Origin of the sequence: Mucilaginibacter gynuensis, from assembly GCF_039541195.1 — a bacterium.
Lineage (GTDB): Bacteria > Bacteroidota > Bacteroidia > Sphingobacteriales > Sphingobacteriaceae > Mucilaginibacter > Mucilaginibacter gynuensis.
Map to the genome: position 1 here is coordinate 134070 of NZ_BAABFT010000010.1, position 17873 is coordinate 151942.

Annotated in this window: 9 protein-coding genes; 1 reads left to right on the forward strand and 8 read right to left on the reverse strand. The window is 46.6% G+C overall.

What is annotated here, in order from left to right; all coding sequences use genetic code 11:
• Nucleotides 1–331: 331 nt before the first annotated feature.
• Complete coding sequence (locus ABD894_RS18570) at nt 332–2092, forward strand: hypothetical protein (protein ID WP_345212571.1); 1761 nt, start codon at nt 332–334, stop codon at nt 2090–2092.
• A gap of 519 nt (nt 2093–2611) precedes the next feature.
• Here ABD894_RS18570 and sov read toward each other — a convergent pair.
• The 8 genes from sov to ABD894_RS18610 all read right to left on the reverse strand — a co-directional run bounded on the left by sov (nt 2612) and on the right by ABD894_RS18610 (nt 17857).
• Nucleotides 2612–9604, reverse strand: coding sequence for a T9SS outer membrane translocon Sov/SprA (sov, locus tag ABD894_RS18575; protein ID WP_486348230.1), 6993 nt, complete (start codon nt 9602–9604; stop codon nt 2612–2614).
• A gap of 225 nt (nt 9605–9829) precedes the next feature.
• Nucleotides 9830–10414, reverse strand: coding sequence for a Holliday junction branch migration protein RuvA (ruvA, locus tag ABD894_RS18580; protein ID WP_345212573.1), 585 nt, complete (start codon nt 10412–10414; stop codon nt 9830–9832).
• A gap of 22 nt (nt 10415–10436) precedes the next feature.
• Nucleotides 10437–12737 carry an NADP-dependent malic enzyme gene (locus ABD894_RS18585; RefSeq protein WP_345212574.1) on the reverse strand — a complete coding sequence of 767 codons (2301 nt, stop codon included), beginning with the start codon at nt 12735–12737 and terminating at the stop codon, nt 10437–10439.
• A gap of 93 nt (nt 12738–12830) precedes the next feature.
• Nucleotides 12831–14234 carry a lytic transglycosylase domain-containing protein gene (locus ABD894_RS18590; protein WP_345212575.1) on the reverse strand — a complete coding sequence of 468 codons (1404 nt, stop codon included), beginning with the start codon at nt 14232–14234 and terminating at the stop codon, nt 12831–12833.
• A gap of 66 nt (nt 14235–14300) precedes the next feature.
• Entirely contained in the window at nt 14301–15722 is a 1422-nt protein-coding gene (gene gatA / locus ABD894_RS18595) for an Asp-tRNA(Asn)/Glu-tRNA(Gln) amidotransferase subunit GatA (RefSeq protein ID WP_345212576.1), read from the reverse strand.
• Between the two features lie 111 nt (nt 15723–15833).
• A complete protein-coding gene (locus ABD894_RS18600; protein ID WP_345212577.1) occupies nt 15834–16013 on the reverse strand; it encodes a Sec-independent protein translocase subunit TatA/TatB in 180 nt (59 codons plus the stop codon).
• Nucleotides 16014–16053: 40 nt separating this feature from the next.
• The gene (locus tag ABD894_RS18605; RefSeq protein WP_345212578.1) at nt 16054–16482 is read right to left on the reverse strand and encodes a Sec-independent protein translocase subunit TatA/TatB; all 429 of its coding nucleotides are present in this window, start codon (nt 16480–16482) and stop codon (nt 16054–16056) included.
• 52 nt (nt 16483–16534) lie between these two features.
• Complete coding sequence (locus ABD894_RS18610) at nt 16535–17857, reverse strand: murein hydrolase activator EnvC family protein (protein ID WP_345212579.1); 1323 nt, start codon at nt 17855–17857, stop codon at nt 16535–16537.
• Nucleotides 17858–17873: the final 16 nt, after the last annotated feature.

Below are 17873 nucleotides of genomic sequence, written 5' to 3' on the forward strand. Positions count from 1 at the left end.
AGTTTGTCAGTATTTAACAAAATGACTTTTTTATTGTTATAACCTTGGCTTTAAACTAACAACTGAAGCAAAACCGTTATCGAATCCGCAAATAGTTTGCAGAAATGGCTAAAACAACCGCTTTTCTTAATAAATTTAAGCGATACAAGAAACAAGAATACAGAAGCAGGAATCAAGAATATGCGGCATAAGCTATGAGACGGTGAGATAAGAAGCGGGAAAGTGAGAAGAAAAAATACGACTAAGTAATAACTATAAAAGAGGCGGGTGGAACAGGAAGCGGCTATGGCTGCGGATAAAAGATACGCGGCTAAAACAAACGGACTAACGCATGGCATTAAAATTTTTGAAGCATAAATGGCAACGGATATTACTTTATTCAACACTCATTTTTATAGGCGCGTTAGTGGCGTTTGCCATATTTATCAACAGTTACTTTTCGCCTTTATTAGAGGATAAAATAAAAAGCAGTATCCACGAAGCCAGCGACGGCCTTTACAAGGCCGACTTTGCCCATGCGGAATTACACCTTTTTCAAAGACGCATCACCATTGATAGCGCTACCCTAAAGGTTGATAGTGCCGTTTACAACAAAAAGAAAAAGCAAGGCATCGCCCCCAATAACCTGTACGATTTAAAGGTGCAACGGCTGATACTTTCGGGTATCCGTCCGTTTAAGTTTTACTTTACCAAGAAGCTTGTAGTAGGTAAGGTAGTAATGGACCAGCCCGAACTGGATATGAGCTACCAGCTGAACCATACCAAAGATACCACCAACGATAAGCGCACCGTTTGGCAAAAGATCTCGAAAACCATGAAATCCATACGCGTTGGTGAGATCTTGTTTAACGAGGTAAAATTCAGGCATACCGATTACTCCGGCAAGCGGGCCCTGCGTACCGAACTGCGGGAAATGAACCTGCACGCGGTAGACCTGTTTATTGATTCGACCACGCAAAACGATACATCAAGATTTTTTTACTGTCGCGATATCAATACGGAGATCAACCATTACTCGGGCAAAACGCCCGATGGGCTTTACGCATACAAGATCAAGAACCTGAAACTTTCCACCCAAACATCACAGCTTAATATTGTAGGGCTTACCTTTAAACCGCTCAACAGCGTACTCTTCTTCACCAAAACACATAGCGATAAGTTTACGCTCACACTCGATACCTTGCAGCTTAACAGGTTCGACTTTTTAAACTATCACAAGTACCGCTCGGTAAGCGCGTCGAGCATCATCTTTACCAATGGCACCTTGAGCGTGTTCGGCGCACCTAATAAGGTTCCTAATCTTACCGCCGACAAGGTGAGCAGCTTCCCGCATGTTGCCCTGCGCAAGTTAAATTTCGGGCTAAAGGTGGATACCATTTTGCTGAAAAACATGCATGTTACTTACAGCGAATTCAACAAAAAATCGAAAAAAGCGGGCACGCTCTCTTTCAGTAATACCAACGGGCATATTTATAACATTACCAATAAGGAAGAAGCGCTTAAAAACAACGCGATAACCAATATTAAGCTCACCACCTACTTTATGGATCGCGGCAGGCTGGACGTTGCCATTAAGCTTAACCTGCTTGATAAAGATGCCGCCTTTAGCTACAGCGGCACATTGGGGCCGATGAAACTTTCGGCATTGAACAAGGCTATCGTACCCCTTTCACTGGTAAAGGCTACATCGGGCAACCTCGATCGTTTTACGTTTGATATGAACGTGAACCGCCACGTGGCCAAAGGCAAGGTGACCCTGCTTTACAACGATTTAAAGATAAACGTAATGAAGCTCGACGAGGACGATGGTAAGCTGAAAAAGAAAGGGCTAATGTCGTTAATTGCCAATATGCTGGTACTAAAACGCAACAACCCCGACGATCCCGGCAAAGCACCCCGGTCTGCCAACGTAACCTACGTACGACCGGTGAGTTACCCCTTCTTTAAAATTATGTGGAAAGCCCTGTTTGTAGGCGTAAAAGAATGCGTAGGCGTAAGCGAAGAAATGGAGAAAAAAGCCAACGCCCGCATGAGCGAGAAGGATTTGGAGAAAGAGAAAAAAGCGAAAGAGGAGAAGAAAAAGAAGAGATAATATTTGTATTTCGTGAGATCACTTGCATTTTATAATCTATCGTCCTTGCGAGGTACTAAGCAATCTATACTTAGGCTATGCTTGTGCTGTAATTAACGTTAGCCTGCTCTTGGGCGCAGAGCCCCATTACTTTTGAGCCCAAAAGTAACAAAACCCTTGTCCAGCAAAAGGCTTCTTTGCCGCACGAGGCCTATGCGCTGCCAAACCGTGCAGAACTTGGGGCTGGAACTTTTGCCCCATCGCTCATTTCCGCCCCGCATGCAACAAGTTCACTATGCCCGCCTTTGCGCTCCGGGCCACCACAGTTCTGCCCGCTTTCGCCCGAAGCTGTTTGCTGACGGGGAGGCCCCCGCTGTCGCGAGTTTAGCGCAGCGTAACTCGTGACTAAGCATGACGAAAGCTTTCAGCTTTCGGGTTACAAATACGTTTGTTTTATTAGTCAGTTAAGCTGAAAGCTTAACCCATGTTGGTCACGAGTTACGCTGCGCTAAACTCGCGACAGCATTTGATTATGAATGTTTACTGCAAAAGCAACTTCAAATTAACCCCGAAATTGGTGAACGACGTATTAAAGCTTTGCGAGGTGTATGGCTTGGTAATGTTTGAATCGTAGAAGAGGCTCAGGTTGAAGCGTTGATTGATCACGTAATCTACCGATGGCCTTAGCGTGATGTTTTGCGCGCCTGATGATACTTCGGCGGCTTGTACGTCGGCACGGTAAATAAGCGTTTTGTTATCGCGCAGGGCTACGTCCAGCTTAAAGTTCATATCGTTATTGGTTTTTACACCGCTAAACAAGCCAAAAGGGAACCTGAACTTGTTGGTACGGTAACCAAAGCCAAGCACCACTATGTTTTCGTTTTGCTGCGCCAGCTGGCTGTTCAGTAAGCTTAGGCTTAGCGTACGGCTTTTGCGGTACTCAAAGTTGGCAGTCATGCTGTTTTTAAAACGCATATCCATACCTATCAGCGGTACAAACTGCTCAAATATGGTCACCTGCGAAAACTGGTAGTAAGGCAAAAAGTCTGAATCCACATCCCGCGAATTTACATTGCCGTTCGCCTCGGTGTATTGCAGCAACGTGCTGTAACCACTCACATTGTACGATGAACGGTAGCCATGCCTTATATCGAACGAATCGAAAACTTCTTTCAGCATGCCCATCCGGCTAAAACCGCTGTAGTTGATCTGCCAGTTAGGGATAGGTATTTTCGGGAACTGGTTCAGGCTCATTTTATTGGCATCCTTACCGGTGTAGGCCGCCAGGAACGACGTTACCAGCACGTTTTGCGAGTTAGGACCGTAGCCATCGGCATACTCACCATTAGCTACACCCGAATTAGGGTTAAGCCTGCCCAGCCTTTGCGATACCTTTTTACGGTTGTTCAAAAACTCCTGGAACACCGGCGATGTATTATCTATCCCCCGCTCCTTCTTAAATGCCGTACCTATCGACAGGAACGACACGCTGTAGTTACCCGTAGTTACCGGGCTCAGGTTTTCAAAGCCCCTGTTCTCGGGCAGGTATTTAAAGTTGGTTTGATAGTTCCTGTCTTCCGTACGGAAAGCGGTTAGCTCTATCCGCAGGTCTTTTATCGGTTCAATGGTACTCTTCAGGCGGATGTCTTCATTATAGGTTTTCACGTACAATTGGTTCTGCAAGGTATCCTGCGATAGCCAGCCATTAGCTACCGCCCTGCCGCGTATATCAGCCTGGCTGCCCAGCACAAAGCCCAGGCCCGGCGCACCTAAACCAACATCCTGTCCAAACACGTCTGTTTGTGGTAAGTAACCCGGCAAAAATGTGCCCTCGGTACGGGTATAGGTACCGCTTATGTTTTTAATACTGGTTAATAACCCTATCAGGAAGTTGCTCTTGTCCTTATTATTCGGGTTATTGGCGGCGCGTATAAACGGAAATTTGTTATACAGCGTCATGAAGTTCAGTGTAGGATTAACCTGTATGGTACGGGCATTCTGGATGCTGTTACCCACGTTCAGGCTTGGGTCGTTAATGGAGAACTCCGGTTGCGACTGCCAGTTAAAGTGGGTACTGTACCGTACAATGGCCGATGTCCAGTTTAGGCCCGGAATCTTACTGATCGGTGTGGTATAATTAAAGTTGATAGTATGGCTGTAGTTGGTGGTACGGCCAAGCCTTTTCAAATTCTCCCAAAGGGTATCACGTTTTAACCCGTTAACACGCCCGGCGGGTTCGTCAACTACCGACAGGTTGGTAGCGTCGATATCCATCTGCAACGATTTCGACAGGTTCCAGCCTATACCGTATACCCTCGTAATATTAAAGTTTTTGTTGAAGGTAGTAGGCACATTGGCACCCAGCAGCGGCAGCGAATTGTTCGGGTCGTTATTGGTGCGGAGTGTATTTTCGGAGTAAAAACGATCAAAATTGATACTGAAGTTCAACCGCGATGGTAGTATGCTAAAGTTAAAATCTTTCAGCAGGGCCAGCATATTACTCTTGATCAGTTTGTTGAAAGGCTCATAATACTTAGGCTGATTGCTGTAGTTATAAGCCAGCGCGAAGCGGTAAGTTTTTTGCAGGTCGAGCTCGGTAATATAATCGTGATGGCGGTATTCAGTATAGGCGTAGCTCGCGCTCAGGTTCTCCACATCCCACACATGGCTTGGTGCCGATGGGTCTGTTTTGGCCTTATGCACATTGGTAAAGTTGATGCTCTTGCGAATGCTATAATCTTCTACAATGTTCTTGATGGAATCGCGCCGTGCCTGGTTTTCTTCTGCCGCCAGTACTTTTTTCAGCTCAATATCACCGGTGATAGGGTCGTATTGCGGGGTACCTTTTTGGGTAGATACGTTAACGTAAGCCGGTATATGTATCCCGCTCTTCTCGGGGAAGAATTTACCTAACTCCACATTGGCAGCCACATCCATCGACTGATTATCGCTGCGGCTCCGCTCGCTCACCCTCGAATCCAGCGAACCAAAACCCACCGTGCTTTTAGTGCCCGAAAGGGTAAGATCGGCAAAGTCGGCCAGTTTGGTATTAAACCTTGCCGATGCAGCCCAGCCGCCACGCTGGTCAAAATCTGTTAAGCGCAGCTCATCAACCCATACGGTAGCCGTTTTGTCCAGCCCGTCATCAGCCGTATTAGTGCCGGTACCTTTATAAGGGTTACGTACCCCCAGCATAATGGTACGCAAGCGGCTTAAATCGGGCTGCCCTTTCAGCAACACCCGCTTACCGTTCTCCACATACACGAATACCGAATTTAAAGCCACACCCGCGTCCCTGCGCGAAAGCGCCTTGTTACGCGCCAGCTTGGCACGGGTAAGCAATTCAAGCTCCAGGTCTATTTCGTTTTGGGCAGGCCATATCGCATCAGGGTCGCGGGTGCCCGGTATGGTAACCTTTAGCGGCACTTCGTACTCGTAATAGTTATCCTGGTAATCAATTCCCAAACGTATAAACGCGCTAATGTCATTATCCTTCAACTGATCGCCCTCGGCGTGTACAAAAGCCTGTAGTTTTTTGTACGACCGCAAATCGTTATAAAAAGTTTTAAAAGCGGCCTTTGAATAACCGTCGCGCAGCTTATCCACATATAACGATAACGATTGCTCGTTCAGGCGGGTATCGGTTTTCAGGTTGTTGTAGTTACGCTGGCGCTGAATGCCCGGCGGCACCACGTAAGGTATGGGCGTGCGGTTACCGTTCTCCTCAATATTTACGGCTTGTACATCAATAATGGTATTATCAAGCGTTGGGTTGGCTATCTCCGGATCGGCAATTATATTCAGCGGGTTTTTCTCGCGGTTAAACGCGCGCCACTCACCGCGTACCAGTTGCAGGGTGGCAAAGCGCAATACCGAGGTATCGGCAAAGTTGGTCATGAACATCCGCATAAAACGGATGGCCTTAAAATCTTGAATATTACCCGCGCGCGATTCGTATTCGTTAATAGGCACCCTGAACTGGTACCAGCTAACCGCTTGTGTGGTACCATCGGCCATTTTCACCTGCGAGGTTACTTTATCGGTAATAAAATTCTGCCCTACCAGCATATCCTGCGGACGGATAGATACCCGGTACTGGAAATACTCGTCGGTTTGGCTCATGTTATTATCCCGGTTGATATCCTCCCCGTCAGGCAGCGAAGTTGAAGCCGATGTGGTAACACCCAGATCGGCCTGCGCCTGTTCGGTAGTTTTTGAGTTGCCCTCGGTACCGTTAAATTTCATGTAACGTTCCTGGATACCCGCACGGCGCTGGTCGAGGTCGTTGCCCTGGTAGTACTGGAAATTATCTGACGACGGGTCGGCAGAGAACGTCGTGGCTGCGGCCGGTGCCAATTGCCCGGTCACTTGCTGTACTACGGTCGAAAATTTATTACGCTCGGCATCGTCATTTAAACCATCCAAACCAATATCCTGTAACTTACGGGCATTAGGGTCGTTATCAAAAGCGTTGATAACAGGTTGCAGTTTAGGTACGCGCCCCCACGAGGTTTCGTCGGTTTTACTGATGTCGCCATCGGCAGGCAAGCCATTCTCCAAACTCTTGCGGCCATCCTTCAAAATATCTTCGGAGATGCTACCTAAGTTAAAGTAAAGATCGCCACCTGCCGAATTAGGTTTATAGATGAACGGATCGAGTACCCAAAATTCGATATAGCCCACATTGAGCGATTCAAAATCGTTGGTTTCCAGCTTGCGGAATATACCGCCCCAGCGCGATCGCGGATTTTGCAGCGTACCATCGTTATTGATACCGGTGGTGGTGTAGTTATACTGCCCGCGCACGTTAGGGTAAAAGGCAAGGTTAAGCGTTGGCAAAAACAACGGCTGCCCGGTGATAGACTGCTTGTAAGGGAACACCTCCGTTTCCAGCACCTGCCTTACGTAATGGTTTGATAGTTCGGCACGTGAAAGGTTGAATGTGCCCGAACTGTTATAAAATATAGGGTCGATATTATAGAAAGCAAGCCGGGCACGGTTAAAGCCATAGCTCAGCATATCAAAATCCTGCGATTCGGGGAACAACTGCGGCGTGCCCGAAATTTGCCAGTTGATATAACTCTTTACATCAATTACCGATTTGCTGTTCTCAAAATCATCCAGGTACGAAGTCCCGTTCTTTGAACCCGCATAGGTTAATACGCCCGGTGTACCCGGCAACAGCTGAGCAAACTCACCCGTAAAGTTTACGGTTGATTCTTCTTTGGTATTGATCAGCGGAATTTTATCAACCATCCGCGTAAGCAACCTTGATGTTGAACTGTATGTACCGTCAAAACCCCATATCGTGTTAGAGATCGACTCATCGCCTACGGCTTCATTTTGCGAAATAGGCTGCTCGGTAAGGTGCATCATGGTGGCACCCAATGCCAGTTTAGGACTGGCCAAATAATCTAACCTTGTACCGAACAACGTTTTTTGCTGTACGCCGAACAGCTCATTATTTTCCAGTTTGATATTAATGGGCTGGCCCGATGATAACAGCGCCTGGTTAATGATACGGATACGGCCCGCGCTGTAATCAACCGTATAATCGTTACCCTCGGTGAGCTTTAAGGTACCCGCCGTAACCACTACCGAACCCTGCGGAATATTCACCGCGTTCAGTAAAAACTCCGATCCACCCTGCGAGGTATACGTACCCTTTATCACATAGCGGTTAAGCTGCGGGAAAAATTGCTGCGCGATGGTTTTGGTAGAATCATACAGCGGTTGGTAAACGTAACGCTTGGCAATATCCGCCTCGGATGGTAAAAATTGCTTGGCAAGATCGGAACCGAATGGCTCCACCACCGGGAACATGATGCGCCCCTGCTGTGAGTCGATGGTAACGCCTTCTAAAAAGTCGAAGTAGCCATCGGGTTGGTTATCGTTTTGCTGGTTCAGGTTATCGAGGCCGGTTATGCGCAGCCACAGTTTGTCTTTCAGGTTCTGCCCTTCGTCCATCACCGGTTTTTCGATACCGCTCTTATCATCGAGGCGGGCGATGCGCATCCTGAAATCTGTCGGACTGATCTGGAACGCGCCCAGCGAGTAGATGTTCTTCATCATCAAATCCCAGCTGGGCAGCGATGGTTTCAGCAACTCGTTCTTCAGCAATTTCACATACAGCATTTTGGGCGTATTGGCATCAACCGATACATCGCTGGAGAACTCACCCACCTGGAAAGTTTGCCCGTTGTAAGTATACTGAAACGCCACCGCCAGCACTTCATCGTTATTAAGCGGATAATTAAGCGAGATATACCCCAGCTGCGAATGGAGGGTGAACTCCCTGTCGGTCAGCTTGCGGGCATAGGTAAGTTTGGCGTAGTTATCGGTATTGCCGGTACCACGAAACAGGTTCGGGATCTCGTTCGAGTTAGTTAACCGCGCGTTGGCCGATAGCAAACTTAACAGGCTGTTTGATTGCTGCGGAAAGCCCGGCCCCTGGAAACCTGCCGGCAGGCCCGAAGTACCGCGTTGCAGCAAAGTGGTATTGTACGGTTTGTTCTCCCCCAAATCGAGGAAGGCCATGATATCGCGCGAATCGGTAGTGGTATTGGTACGGTTGGTTGTCCATACCTCAATACGGGTAATGTTAATATTTGAGCTGATGAGCGGTATCCGCGACAGTGCCTTGTTATAATTATCGCGGAAATATTGCGCCAAAAAGTAGTGCTTGTTGGCCTCATAATCGGCAGGTGTTACCCTGAATTCGCCCTGCTGCGAACCATTGGTAATGGTAATGGTTTTTGATTGCGACCGCTGTTGCGAGAATACGCTGGTTACATCCAGCTTGCCAAACCGCAGTTTGGTTTTCACCCCGAACAGCGCCTGACTCCCGGTGATCAACGAGGTATTCAGCGGCAGGCTTACCGTACCGGCCTCTATCTTTTGAATAATATCATCCTCCTTACCGGTATAATCGAGTTTCAGCTGGTTATCAAACTGAAACTGCGCATCGGTATTATAGTTGGTGGCAATCTTTATCCTGTCGCCAATATTACCGGTTACGTTCAGTTGTATCCGCTGGTCGAAATTGAAGTTGAACTGGCTGCGCTGGCGGGCATTAAAAAGCGGATTCTGATTCTTGTTCACCTGCCCGGCAAATATCATCTCGGCCGAACCCTGTGGTTTTATACTGATATCGCCGCTGCCAAATATTTTTTCAAAAGTACGGCTGCGTACCTTCAGCCTCGGGATGAAACCCTCCTGCTGCGAGTCGTAGGCATAACTATCGGCCGCTTTTTTGAAGTTTTCGCGTTGTGCCGCGCGCTGGCTTAGTCGTAGGTATTCGGCAAAGGTGAGGTATTGGGCAGGGCGCACCTGCAAATTGCCCACACGCTCTACCAGCATGTACTGGTTATTTTTTTGATCGTATTCGAGGGTACGTTCCAGGTTTGGCGGATCGGGCAGAAAGAAGCCCTCACGCGCACGCATCGGGTTTGACTTGGGTAATGTGAAAGGGATTTTTACCTTACCCGAGTCAACAGGCTGATTAGCACCACCGGCTTGCTGGGCAAAGGTCATCTTAACGCTGCTGAATAAACAGGCGATAAGTATAATGACGATGAATTTACCGGTAGAAATCTTTATCAAAAGTCAATCAAATTAATATTAATAATAACTTTTAAATACAGACCTAACCAGCCATGATCCTTCGATCTCCTGTAGTATTGCCCATCACACGTAATATTGCTCACTGGTGCATTTTACGCACCACTGCCGGAATTGGTTGTAGAAAATTTACTGTAATTATAAACTTTTTAACGCAGACTTTATAAGTTGTTCTACTGTAATGTCTGCATTATTCTTGTTCATTTCGTTCTCAAGAAACTTCTCTACGGCATTTCGTGCAAAACCGAGCATTACCAATGCCGCAAGTGCCTCATCTTTAGCTGTTTTACTTACAGCAATGGTAGATAAAGTCTCCGGTCCTTCCTTACGCAGCTTGTCTTGCAGCTCCAGAATTATGCGCTGTGCAGATTTTGGGCCGATGCCTTTTATCTTTTGAATTAATGAAACATTACCATTTACAATTGCGGTTTGAATTTCCTGCGGTGTGATGGATGATAGCATCATCCGCCCCGTGTTTGGGCCGATGCCTGATATGGAGATCAGGTGCAAAAACAGGCGGCGTTCGCCTTCATCAGCAAAACCGTACAGTGTGTGCGCGTCTTCTTTAACATGCAGCCACGTGTACAGTTTGCAGCGTTCGGCTTCGCCTAAAAGTGAAAATGTGTTTACAGATATATTGATATGATAGCCCACTCCCCCGGCCTCAATAACTACATAGGCCGGACTTTTGAACACTAACTTACCATCAATATATGCGTACATAAGGTTTTTGTTGTATTAAGTATTATTTACGTTTTACAGGTTTTGCATTGTTAACCCTTTCGCGTTCCTGCGCGCTCACCACGGCTATAGTAACCATGTTCACAATTTCGCGTACCGAACTGCCGAGTTGCAATACGTGCACCGGCTTTTTCAAGCCCAGCAAAATTGGGCCTACTGCTTCGGCACCGCCAATTTCCTGCAACAGCTTGTAAGCTATATTACCCGATTCAAGGTTAGGGAAGATCAGCGTATTGGCCGGTTTACCGTTAAGGGTTGAAAAAGGGAAATTATCTGCCAGCAGATCGGAGTTGAGGGCGAAGTTGGCCTGCATATCACCGTCTACTATCATATCCGGATATTTCTCGTGCAGTATGTTTACCGCTTCGCGGGTTTTTTCAGGGATCTCGCCTTCGTTAGAGCCAAAGTTGGAGTACGAAAGTATAGCCACCCTTGGGTCGATGTTCAGCTGCCTTACACTGCGTTCAATCAGTACGGTAATATCTACCAGTTCGGCAACCGTTGGATTTACGTTTACAGTGGTATCGCCAAAAAATACGGGGCCTTTAGCGGTTATCATCATATACATACCGGCCACACGGTTTACACCCGGCTCGGTACCGATGATCTGCAAGGCAGGTTTTACAGTAGTAACATAGTTTTTTGTAAGACCGGATATCAGCGCGTCGGCTTCGTCAAACTGTACCATTGACGCGCCGTAATAGTTACGGTCAATCATTAATTTACGCGCCTCAAACAAGGTTATCCCCCTGCGCTGACGTTTTTTGTACAGATATTGAGCATACTCTTCCAGCTTCTCGGTACCCTCGCGCGGATCGATGATCTCTACATCATCCAGGTCGAGGTCGTTCTCGCGCATGATCTTTTTGATGGTATCCACATTACCCAGCAATATCGGCGTAGCGATGCCTTCATCTTTAACAATCTGGGCAGCCCTTAGTATTTTGTAAGTATCGGCCTCGGCAAATACTACACGTTTAGGGTTTTGCTTGGCTTTGTTGGTAAGATTACGCAACAGTTTATCGTTACCGCCTAAACGGGTTCGCAGTTCTTCGGCGTAAGCATCCCAATCGCTGATGGTTTTGCGTGCCACACCCGAATCAATAGCGGCTTTAGCTACCGCTGCCGACACCTCGGTGATCAAACGCTGATCCATAGGTTTAGGGATAATATAATCGCGACCGAACTTCAGGTTGGTAATATTATAAGCAAGGTTCACTGCTTCGGGCACAGGCTTTTTGGCCATTTCGGCAATAGCGTGCACGGCAGCAATCTTCATTTCTTCGTTAATGGCGGTAGCCCTCACATCCAAAGCACCACGGAAAATGTACGGGAAACCCAATACGTTGTTCACCTGGTTAGGATAGTCGGACCGGCCGGTAGCCATAATGATATCCTTACGGGCGGCGGTGGCCAAATCGTAATTGATCTCGGGCTCGGGGTTGGCCATGGCAAACACAACAGGGTTTTTAGCCATGCCTTTCAGCATATCCGGCGTAACCACGTTACCTGCCGAAAGTCCTACAAACACATCCGCGCCTTTCATGGCATCGGTAAGGTTCTTAATGTCTTTACGGGTGGTGGCAAATTCGGACCGGATCTCGTCAAGGTCTGTGCGTTCGGTTGATAATAGTCCATTGATATCGAACATTACCAAATTCTCCTTTTTAACGCCTAACGAGAGGTACATTTTTGAGCAGGAAACAGCAGCGGCACCCGCGCCATTCACTACCATTTTAATCTTATCCAGCTTTTTGCCCTGAATTTCACAGGCGTTCATCAGCGCGGCACCCGATATAATGGCGGTACCATGCTGGTCGTCGTGCATTACGGGGATATTCATTTCGGCTTTAAGCCTGCGCTCTATTTCAAAGCAGGTTGGGGCCGATATATCTTCGAGGTTCACCCCGCCAAAAGTTGGCTCAAGTGCCTTTACTATATTTACAAAGTCGTCAACATTTTTAGCGTTAAGCTCTAAATCGAACACATCGATATCCGCGTAGATCTTAAATAGCAAGCCCTTGCCCTCCATTACGGGTTTACTGGCTTCGGGGCCTATATTGCCTAAACCCAATACCGCGGTACCGTTACTGATAACCGCTACGAGGTTGCCCTTGGCGGTATATTTATAAACATCTTCCACATTTTCGGCAATGCGCAGGCATGGCTCGGCAACGCCGGGCGAGTAGGCCATAGTAAGGTCGCGTTGTGAATTGGTGGGTTTGGTAGGTACTACCTGTATCTTACCGGGACGGCCTTTAGCATGGTAATCTAAAGCATCCTGTTTACGATTGGGTTTGTTCATTTTCTCAATATCAAGCGCCCAAAATTACAATTCTATTTTGAACAGCGGCACAAAATATTGCTTCGAAATAAATAAAGAAGGGAAAACTAAATGTTATACACCGCTTATTTTAAGCTTCATGCCCGGCTGAATACGGCCTTTTTTAAGGTTATTCAAATCGCGGATCTTTTCAACAGAACTACCTTCAAATTTAGCCGCGATCTCGCTTAGCGTATCACCGCGCTTAACTTTGTAGGTAATAAATTCTTTGATCTTTTTAGCTCTTGGTGCAGGTTCATCGGCTTCGGCACCTTCGCTTAGGCGAAGTACTTTACCTACCACTGCCTTGTTGCTGCGCAGGTGGTTCCAAACTTTTAAGTCCTGCACTTCTACGCCGTATTTATCGGCAATACTGGCGAGGGTTTCGCCGCGGCGAACTTTGTGGGAAGTTGGCGTACGCTCGGGTTTTGTATCGTCAGCCGTGTTTGATGCATATTGCACCCTCGGCGCGTCAGGTACCGAAAAGCCCGGACCGTTCAATGCCTCGTATAAAGCGCTGTAATTTTCTTTTGCTGTTTGCGGAATGATCAATCTGCGGGGAGCAGCTGTAGTGCCGTTAACGATCATGCGCTTGTAGGCCGGGTTTAGCAGGGTAATTTCCTTAACATCGATATCCAGTATTTTGGCGATGCCTTGTAGCGGCACAAACTTGTTTACCATTACCGTATCGGTTTTTATTGAGAAGTTGCAAGCCTGCGGCGTAATGTTATGAAACTTGTAATAGTTCATTACATAGTTCATGGCGATGAAAGCCGGTACATAGCCCCTTGTTTCGGCAGGCAGGTATGGGCGTATAGACCAAAAATCGTTAGCGCCTGCTTTTTCAATAGCGCGGGTTACCGCACCCTTACCGCAATTGTATGACGCTATAGCCAGCAGCCAGTCGCCAAAATCCTGGTAAGCATCGCGCAGGTATGCGGCGGCAGCGTAGCTGGCCTGTATAGGGTCGCGGCGCTCATCTACATAGTTATCCATGTTTAAGCCGTACAACCTCGCGGTAGCAAACATAAACTGCCATGGCCCGGTTGCTCCTACCCTCGAAACAGCGTTCGGGTTAAGCTCCGATTCAACTATGGACAGGAATTTTATTTCTTCGGGGATACCGGCATCCCTGAAAGCCTTTTCGTAAATAGGGAAGTAATATTTTGATTTGCCTAATATAGATGCTATATCATCGCGACGGCGGGCATAATTGTCTATATAGCTTTGTACGTATTCATTATAATCAAGCTGAACATCTTTTTGGATAGAATCGAGCCTGCGCTTAAAAATGCTGTACTCGTGCGATGCCGGCGGAATAATCTGGCTGGCAACAGGTACAAATATGGTATCGTGTGTTGGCGCGCCATTGTTGGGCGCATAAGCTTTTAATAGGGCGTAACGGGAAGAATCTGTAGGGTTGGCTTGGGCAATTTGTAGTAATAACAGACAGATAAAAAACGTAAATAATCTCTTCATTCTTTAGGGATTTTTATACAAATAGCTAATGCTCACAGGGATGCATTTTACTAAAGTATTAATTTTTTACAGCTTAAGGAAATATTCAGAAAAATTTAACAGTTCCTTTTCGGCAAAATGTTTTGCTAATAATTGTAAACCTAACGGTAATCCTTTACTATTATTGCCGGCAGGCAAAGAAATAGCGGGTACCCCTGCAAGCGATGCCTGCACCGTAAAAATATCGGCCAGGTATGATTTTACCGGGTCGGCCTCGCCTTTACCTATCTCATAAGCAGGCTCCGGAGCGGTTGGCACCATCAAAAAATCGTACTCTGCCAGTATCTCTTTTGTTTTGTCCTGTATCAGCCTGCGTACCTTTTGCGCCTTGGCATAGTAGGCATCATAATAGCCCGAACTTAGCACGAAAGTACCCAGCATAATGCGGCGCTTCACCTCTTTACCAAAACCTTCGGAACGGGAGCGTTTGTAGGTTGATACCAGATCGGTAGCGTTAGGGCTGCGGTAGCCATAGTGCACCCCATCAAACCGCGACAGGTTTGATGATGCCTCGGCTGTAGCCAATATATAATAAGTGGGTACTATGTAATTGATGTATTCAAACGCGATAGGTTCTACCGTATGGCCCTCGGCACGCAGTTTTTCAATAGCGTTAATGAGCGATGTTTTCACTTCCTCATCAACCCCGGGGCTCGATATGGCTTCCTGTAAGTAAGCAATGCGTTTCTTTGATGAATCAGGCGTAACCTTTACTTCTTCAACAGGTTGCTGATAAAGTGTACTGTCGTAAGCATCCGGACCGGCCATCACGCTGTACAGCAACGCGGCATCCTCTACCGATTTGGTGATAGGGCCCACCTGGTCGAAAGATGAACCGTAGGCGATAATGCCATGCCTTGATATACGGCCGTAAGTTGGCTTTAAGCCTATGGCGCCGCAAAATGCCGCGGGCTGCCTTACCGAACCGCCTGTATCAGTACCGATGGCCGCCAAACACATATCGGCCTGCACCGCTACCGCCGAACCACCCGACGAACCGCCTGCTACCCTGGTATTATCGGCAAAGTTTTTTACCGGGCCAAAGTAGGAGCTTTCGTTTGATGCCCCCATAGCAAACTCATCGCAATTGCAGCGTCCAATAATAATGGCATCTTCTGCAAGTAAGCGTTCAACTACGGTTGATGAATATATTGATGTGAAACCTGTAAGAATTTTTGAGGAGGCCGTTACCTTATGGCCTTTGTAGCAAATATTATCTTTAATACCGATAACCATACCGGCAAGTTTACCGGCAGTGCCTTCTTTAATACGTGCATCAACCGCTTTGGCAAGCGTTAATGCCTCATCTGCAAATACTTCGTTAAAAACATTTAAGTGAGCATATTTCTCAATGCGGCTCAAATATCCCTTAACCAGTTTTTCAACCGTTGTATTTCCGCTTTGTAACTCACCCTTTACCTCCGTTAAAGAGGAATAAAATTTAGTCATTCGGCTAAAATAAAAAACTTATCCGTTGAAAAATAAAAAATAATCAACTGATAAGTTTTAAAATAAGTTTTCTGCTTTTTGCAGAACAAAGATGGTTAATTCAGTTACGAATTAGTTTTTCTTCTCGTCAGTGTGAACTGTGGTCACGTTGTCATCCGGGTTATTGCTCGCGTCTTTAAATTCCTTCACGCCCTTACCCAAACCTCTCATTAGTTCAGGAATTTTTTTACCTCCGAACAATAATAAAATTGCAACAATGATCAGAATAATTTCTGGTGCACCTAATCCCATGATTTTAATTTTTTATGTGTGTATTATATTATTCTATTAATTAACCCTTATACTCCACCGTATTGGCAGGCGGCGTAAAAACAGGTTTTTCTTTTGCAGGTTGTTCTTCAACGCTGCTTTCATCTACGTTATTATCGGTGTTTAGGTTTTCTTCCTTGGCTGATGAATGCTCGGCTATCATCCGGTCAACATCGTCGGCAGGCGCGCTGGCATCTGCCTCGGGCGCGGTTACTTCAGCTTCTTTTTCAACAAGCTTTTGCTGCTCACGCTTATCATCATAATTATTGATCTGGTTATTGATCTCACGCTTCACATCTTCTGATGCATCTTTGAAATCACGTATCCCTTTCCCTAAGCCTCGGGCCAAACCCGGCAGCTTATCACCACCAAACAGTAATAATGCCACAAACAAAATGAGAATCATTTCGGGTGTGCCAATATTCAAGAACAAAAAAACTGAACTAAACATGATATTCAATTAGCGTACAAATATATACAATTACAAAACTACAAAGTTTTTATCAATTAGGCGCCAGCCAAATTTTAGGATTTACCGGGTTCTGACCTTTATATAAATCAAAATGCACCTCGGTTTCGCCTGTTGCCCCATCGGTGGCTACCGTACCCACCGTTTGCTTGGTGCTTATTTTTTGCCCCTTTGATACACTTACCGACCGTAAGTTGGAGTAAGCCGTAAAATACTCACCATGCCTTATGATAACTACGTAGGTACCGCTGATGTTGGCCACATTACTTACCTCGCCGTTAAATACCGCCCTTACAGCCGCTCCGCTCGATGTTTTAATATCGACACCGGTATTTTCGGTGCGGATTCCATCAAGGTAATAAGTACCAAACTCCTGGGTAATTACCCCGCTTGCTACCGGCCATGGCAGGCTGCCGCGGTTACCCAAAAAGTCGTTCGACAGCTTGGCTGCCTCCGGCGTGGCGTTAAGCACCTCACTATTACTTGAGTTTTTAGTGATGGCTTTAGGCGCCGGCCTCGTTGGCGTATTTATCGGCGCGTTATCAACCCTTGCTGCCGCCGCTGCTGCTGCCAGCCTTGCTTTTTCGGCCGCGGCTGCCGCGCGTGCTTCGGCTTCGGCTTTGCGCCTTGCCTCGGCAATTTCTCTTCTTACTGTTGCAGCTATCTCCTTATTGGTTTTAGCTATCTTACTTTGAACCTCACGCTGCTGTTGCTTTAAAACGCCCTGCTGCTTTGATAGGTCGGATATTACTTTTACCTGGTTATTTTTCTCTTTCCCCAGCGTTTCCTTCTCTTTTTGCTGATCGGCCAACAGGTCGCGTTTTTCTTTCTTTGTCCTGTCGAGCTCGTTTATTTTAACGTGAAGATCCTTTTGTGTACCCTCAATATAGCTGGCCTGCCGCTCGCGATAAGTAGCAAACTGCTGTAAATATTTTAAACGTTTATAAGCCTGGTTAAAGTCTTTTGCGGCAAAAATAAACATCATCTTATTGTAGGCGCTTTTGTTATGATAGGTAAAGAGCACCATACCGGCGTATTCTTTACGTAACTGATCTAACTGCCCCTGCAAACTACGTACGGAATTATTGTTCTCGGAGATTTGATTATCTAAGTTTCTTACTTCGGAGTTGATATTGGTGATCTTTTCTTCGCGAAGTGTGATCTGCGCTTTTAGCAAGCTCAGTTGTTTTAATGACGATTTTTTGTTGCTGGCCGTTTCAAGGTACTCGCGGTTAAGGTCCTCCAATTCTTGTGTCAGTTTTTCGCGGCGGCGCTTCAGCTCGGCGCTGCTTTGGGCAAACGCGTCAACAGCGGTAAAAACAACAACTATAAGGAGTACTAATTTTAAAAATCTCATCAAGTCAATAATAATT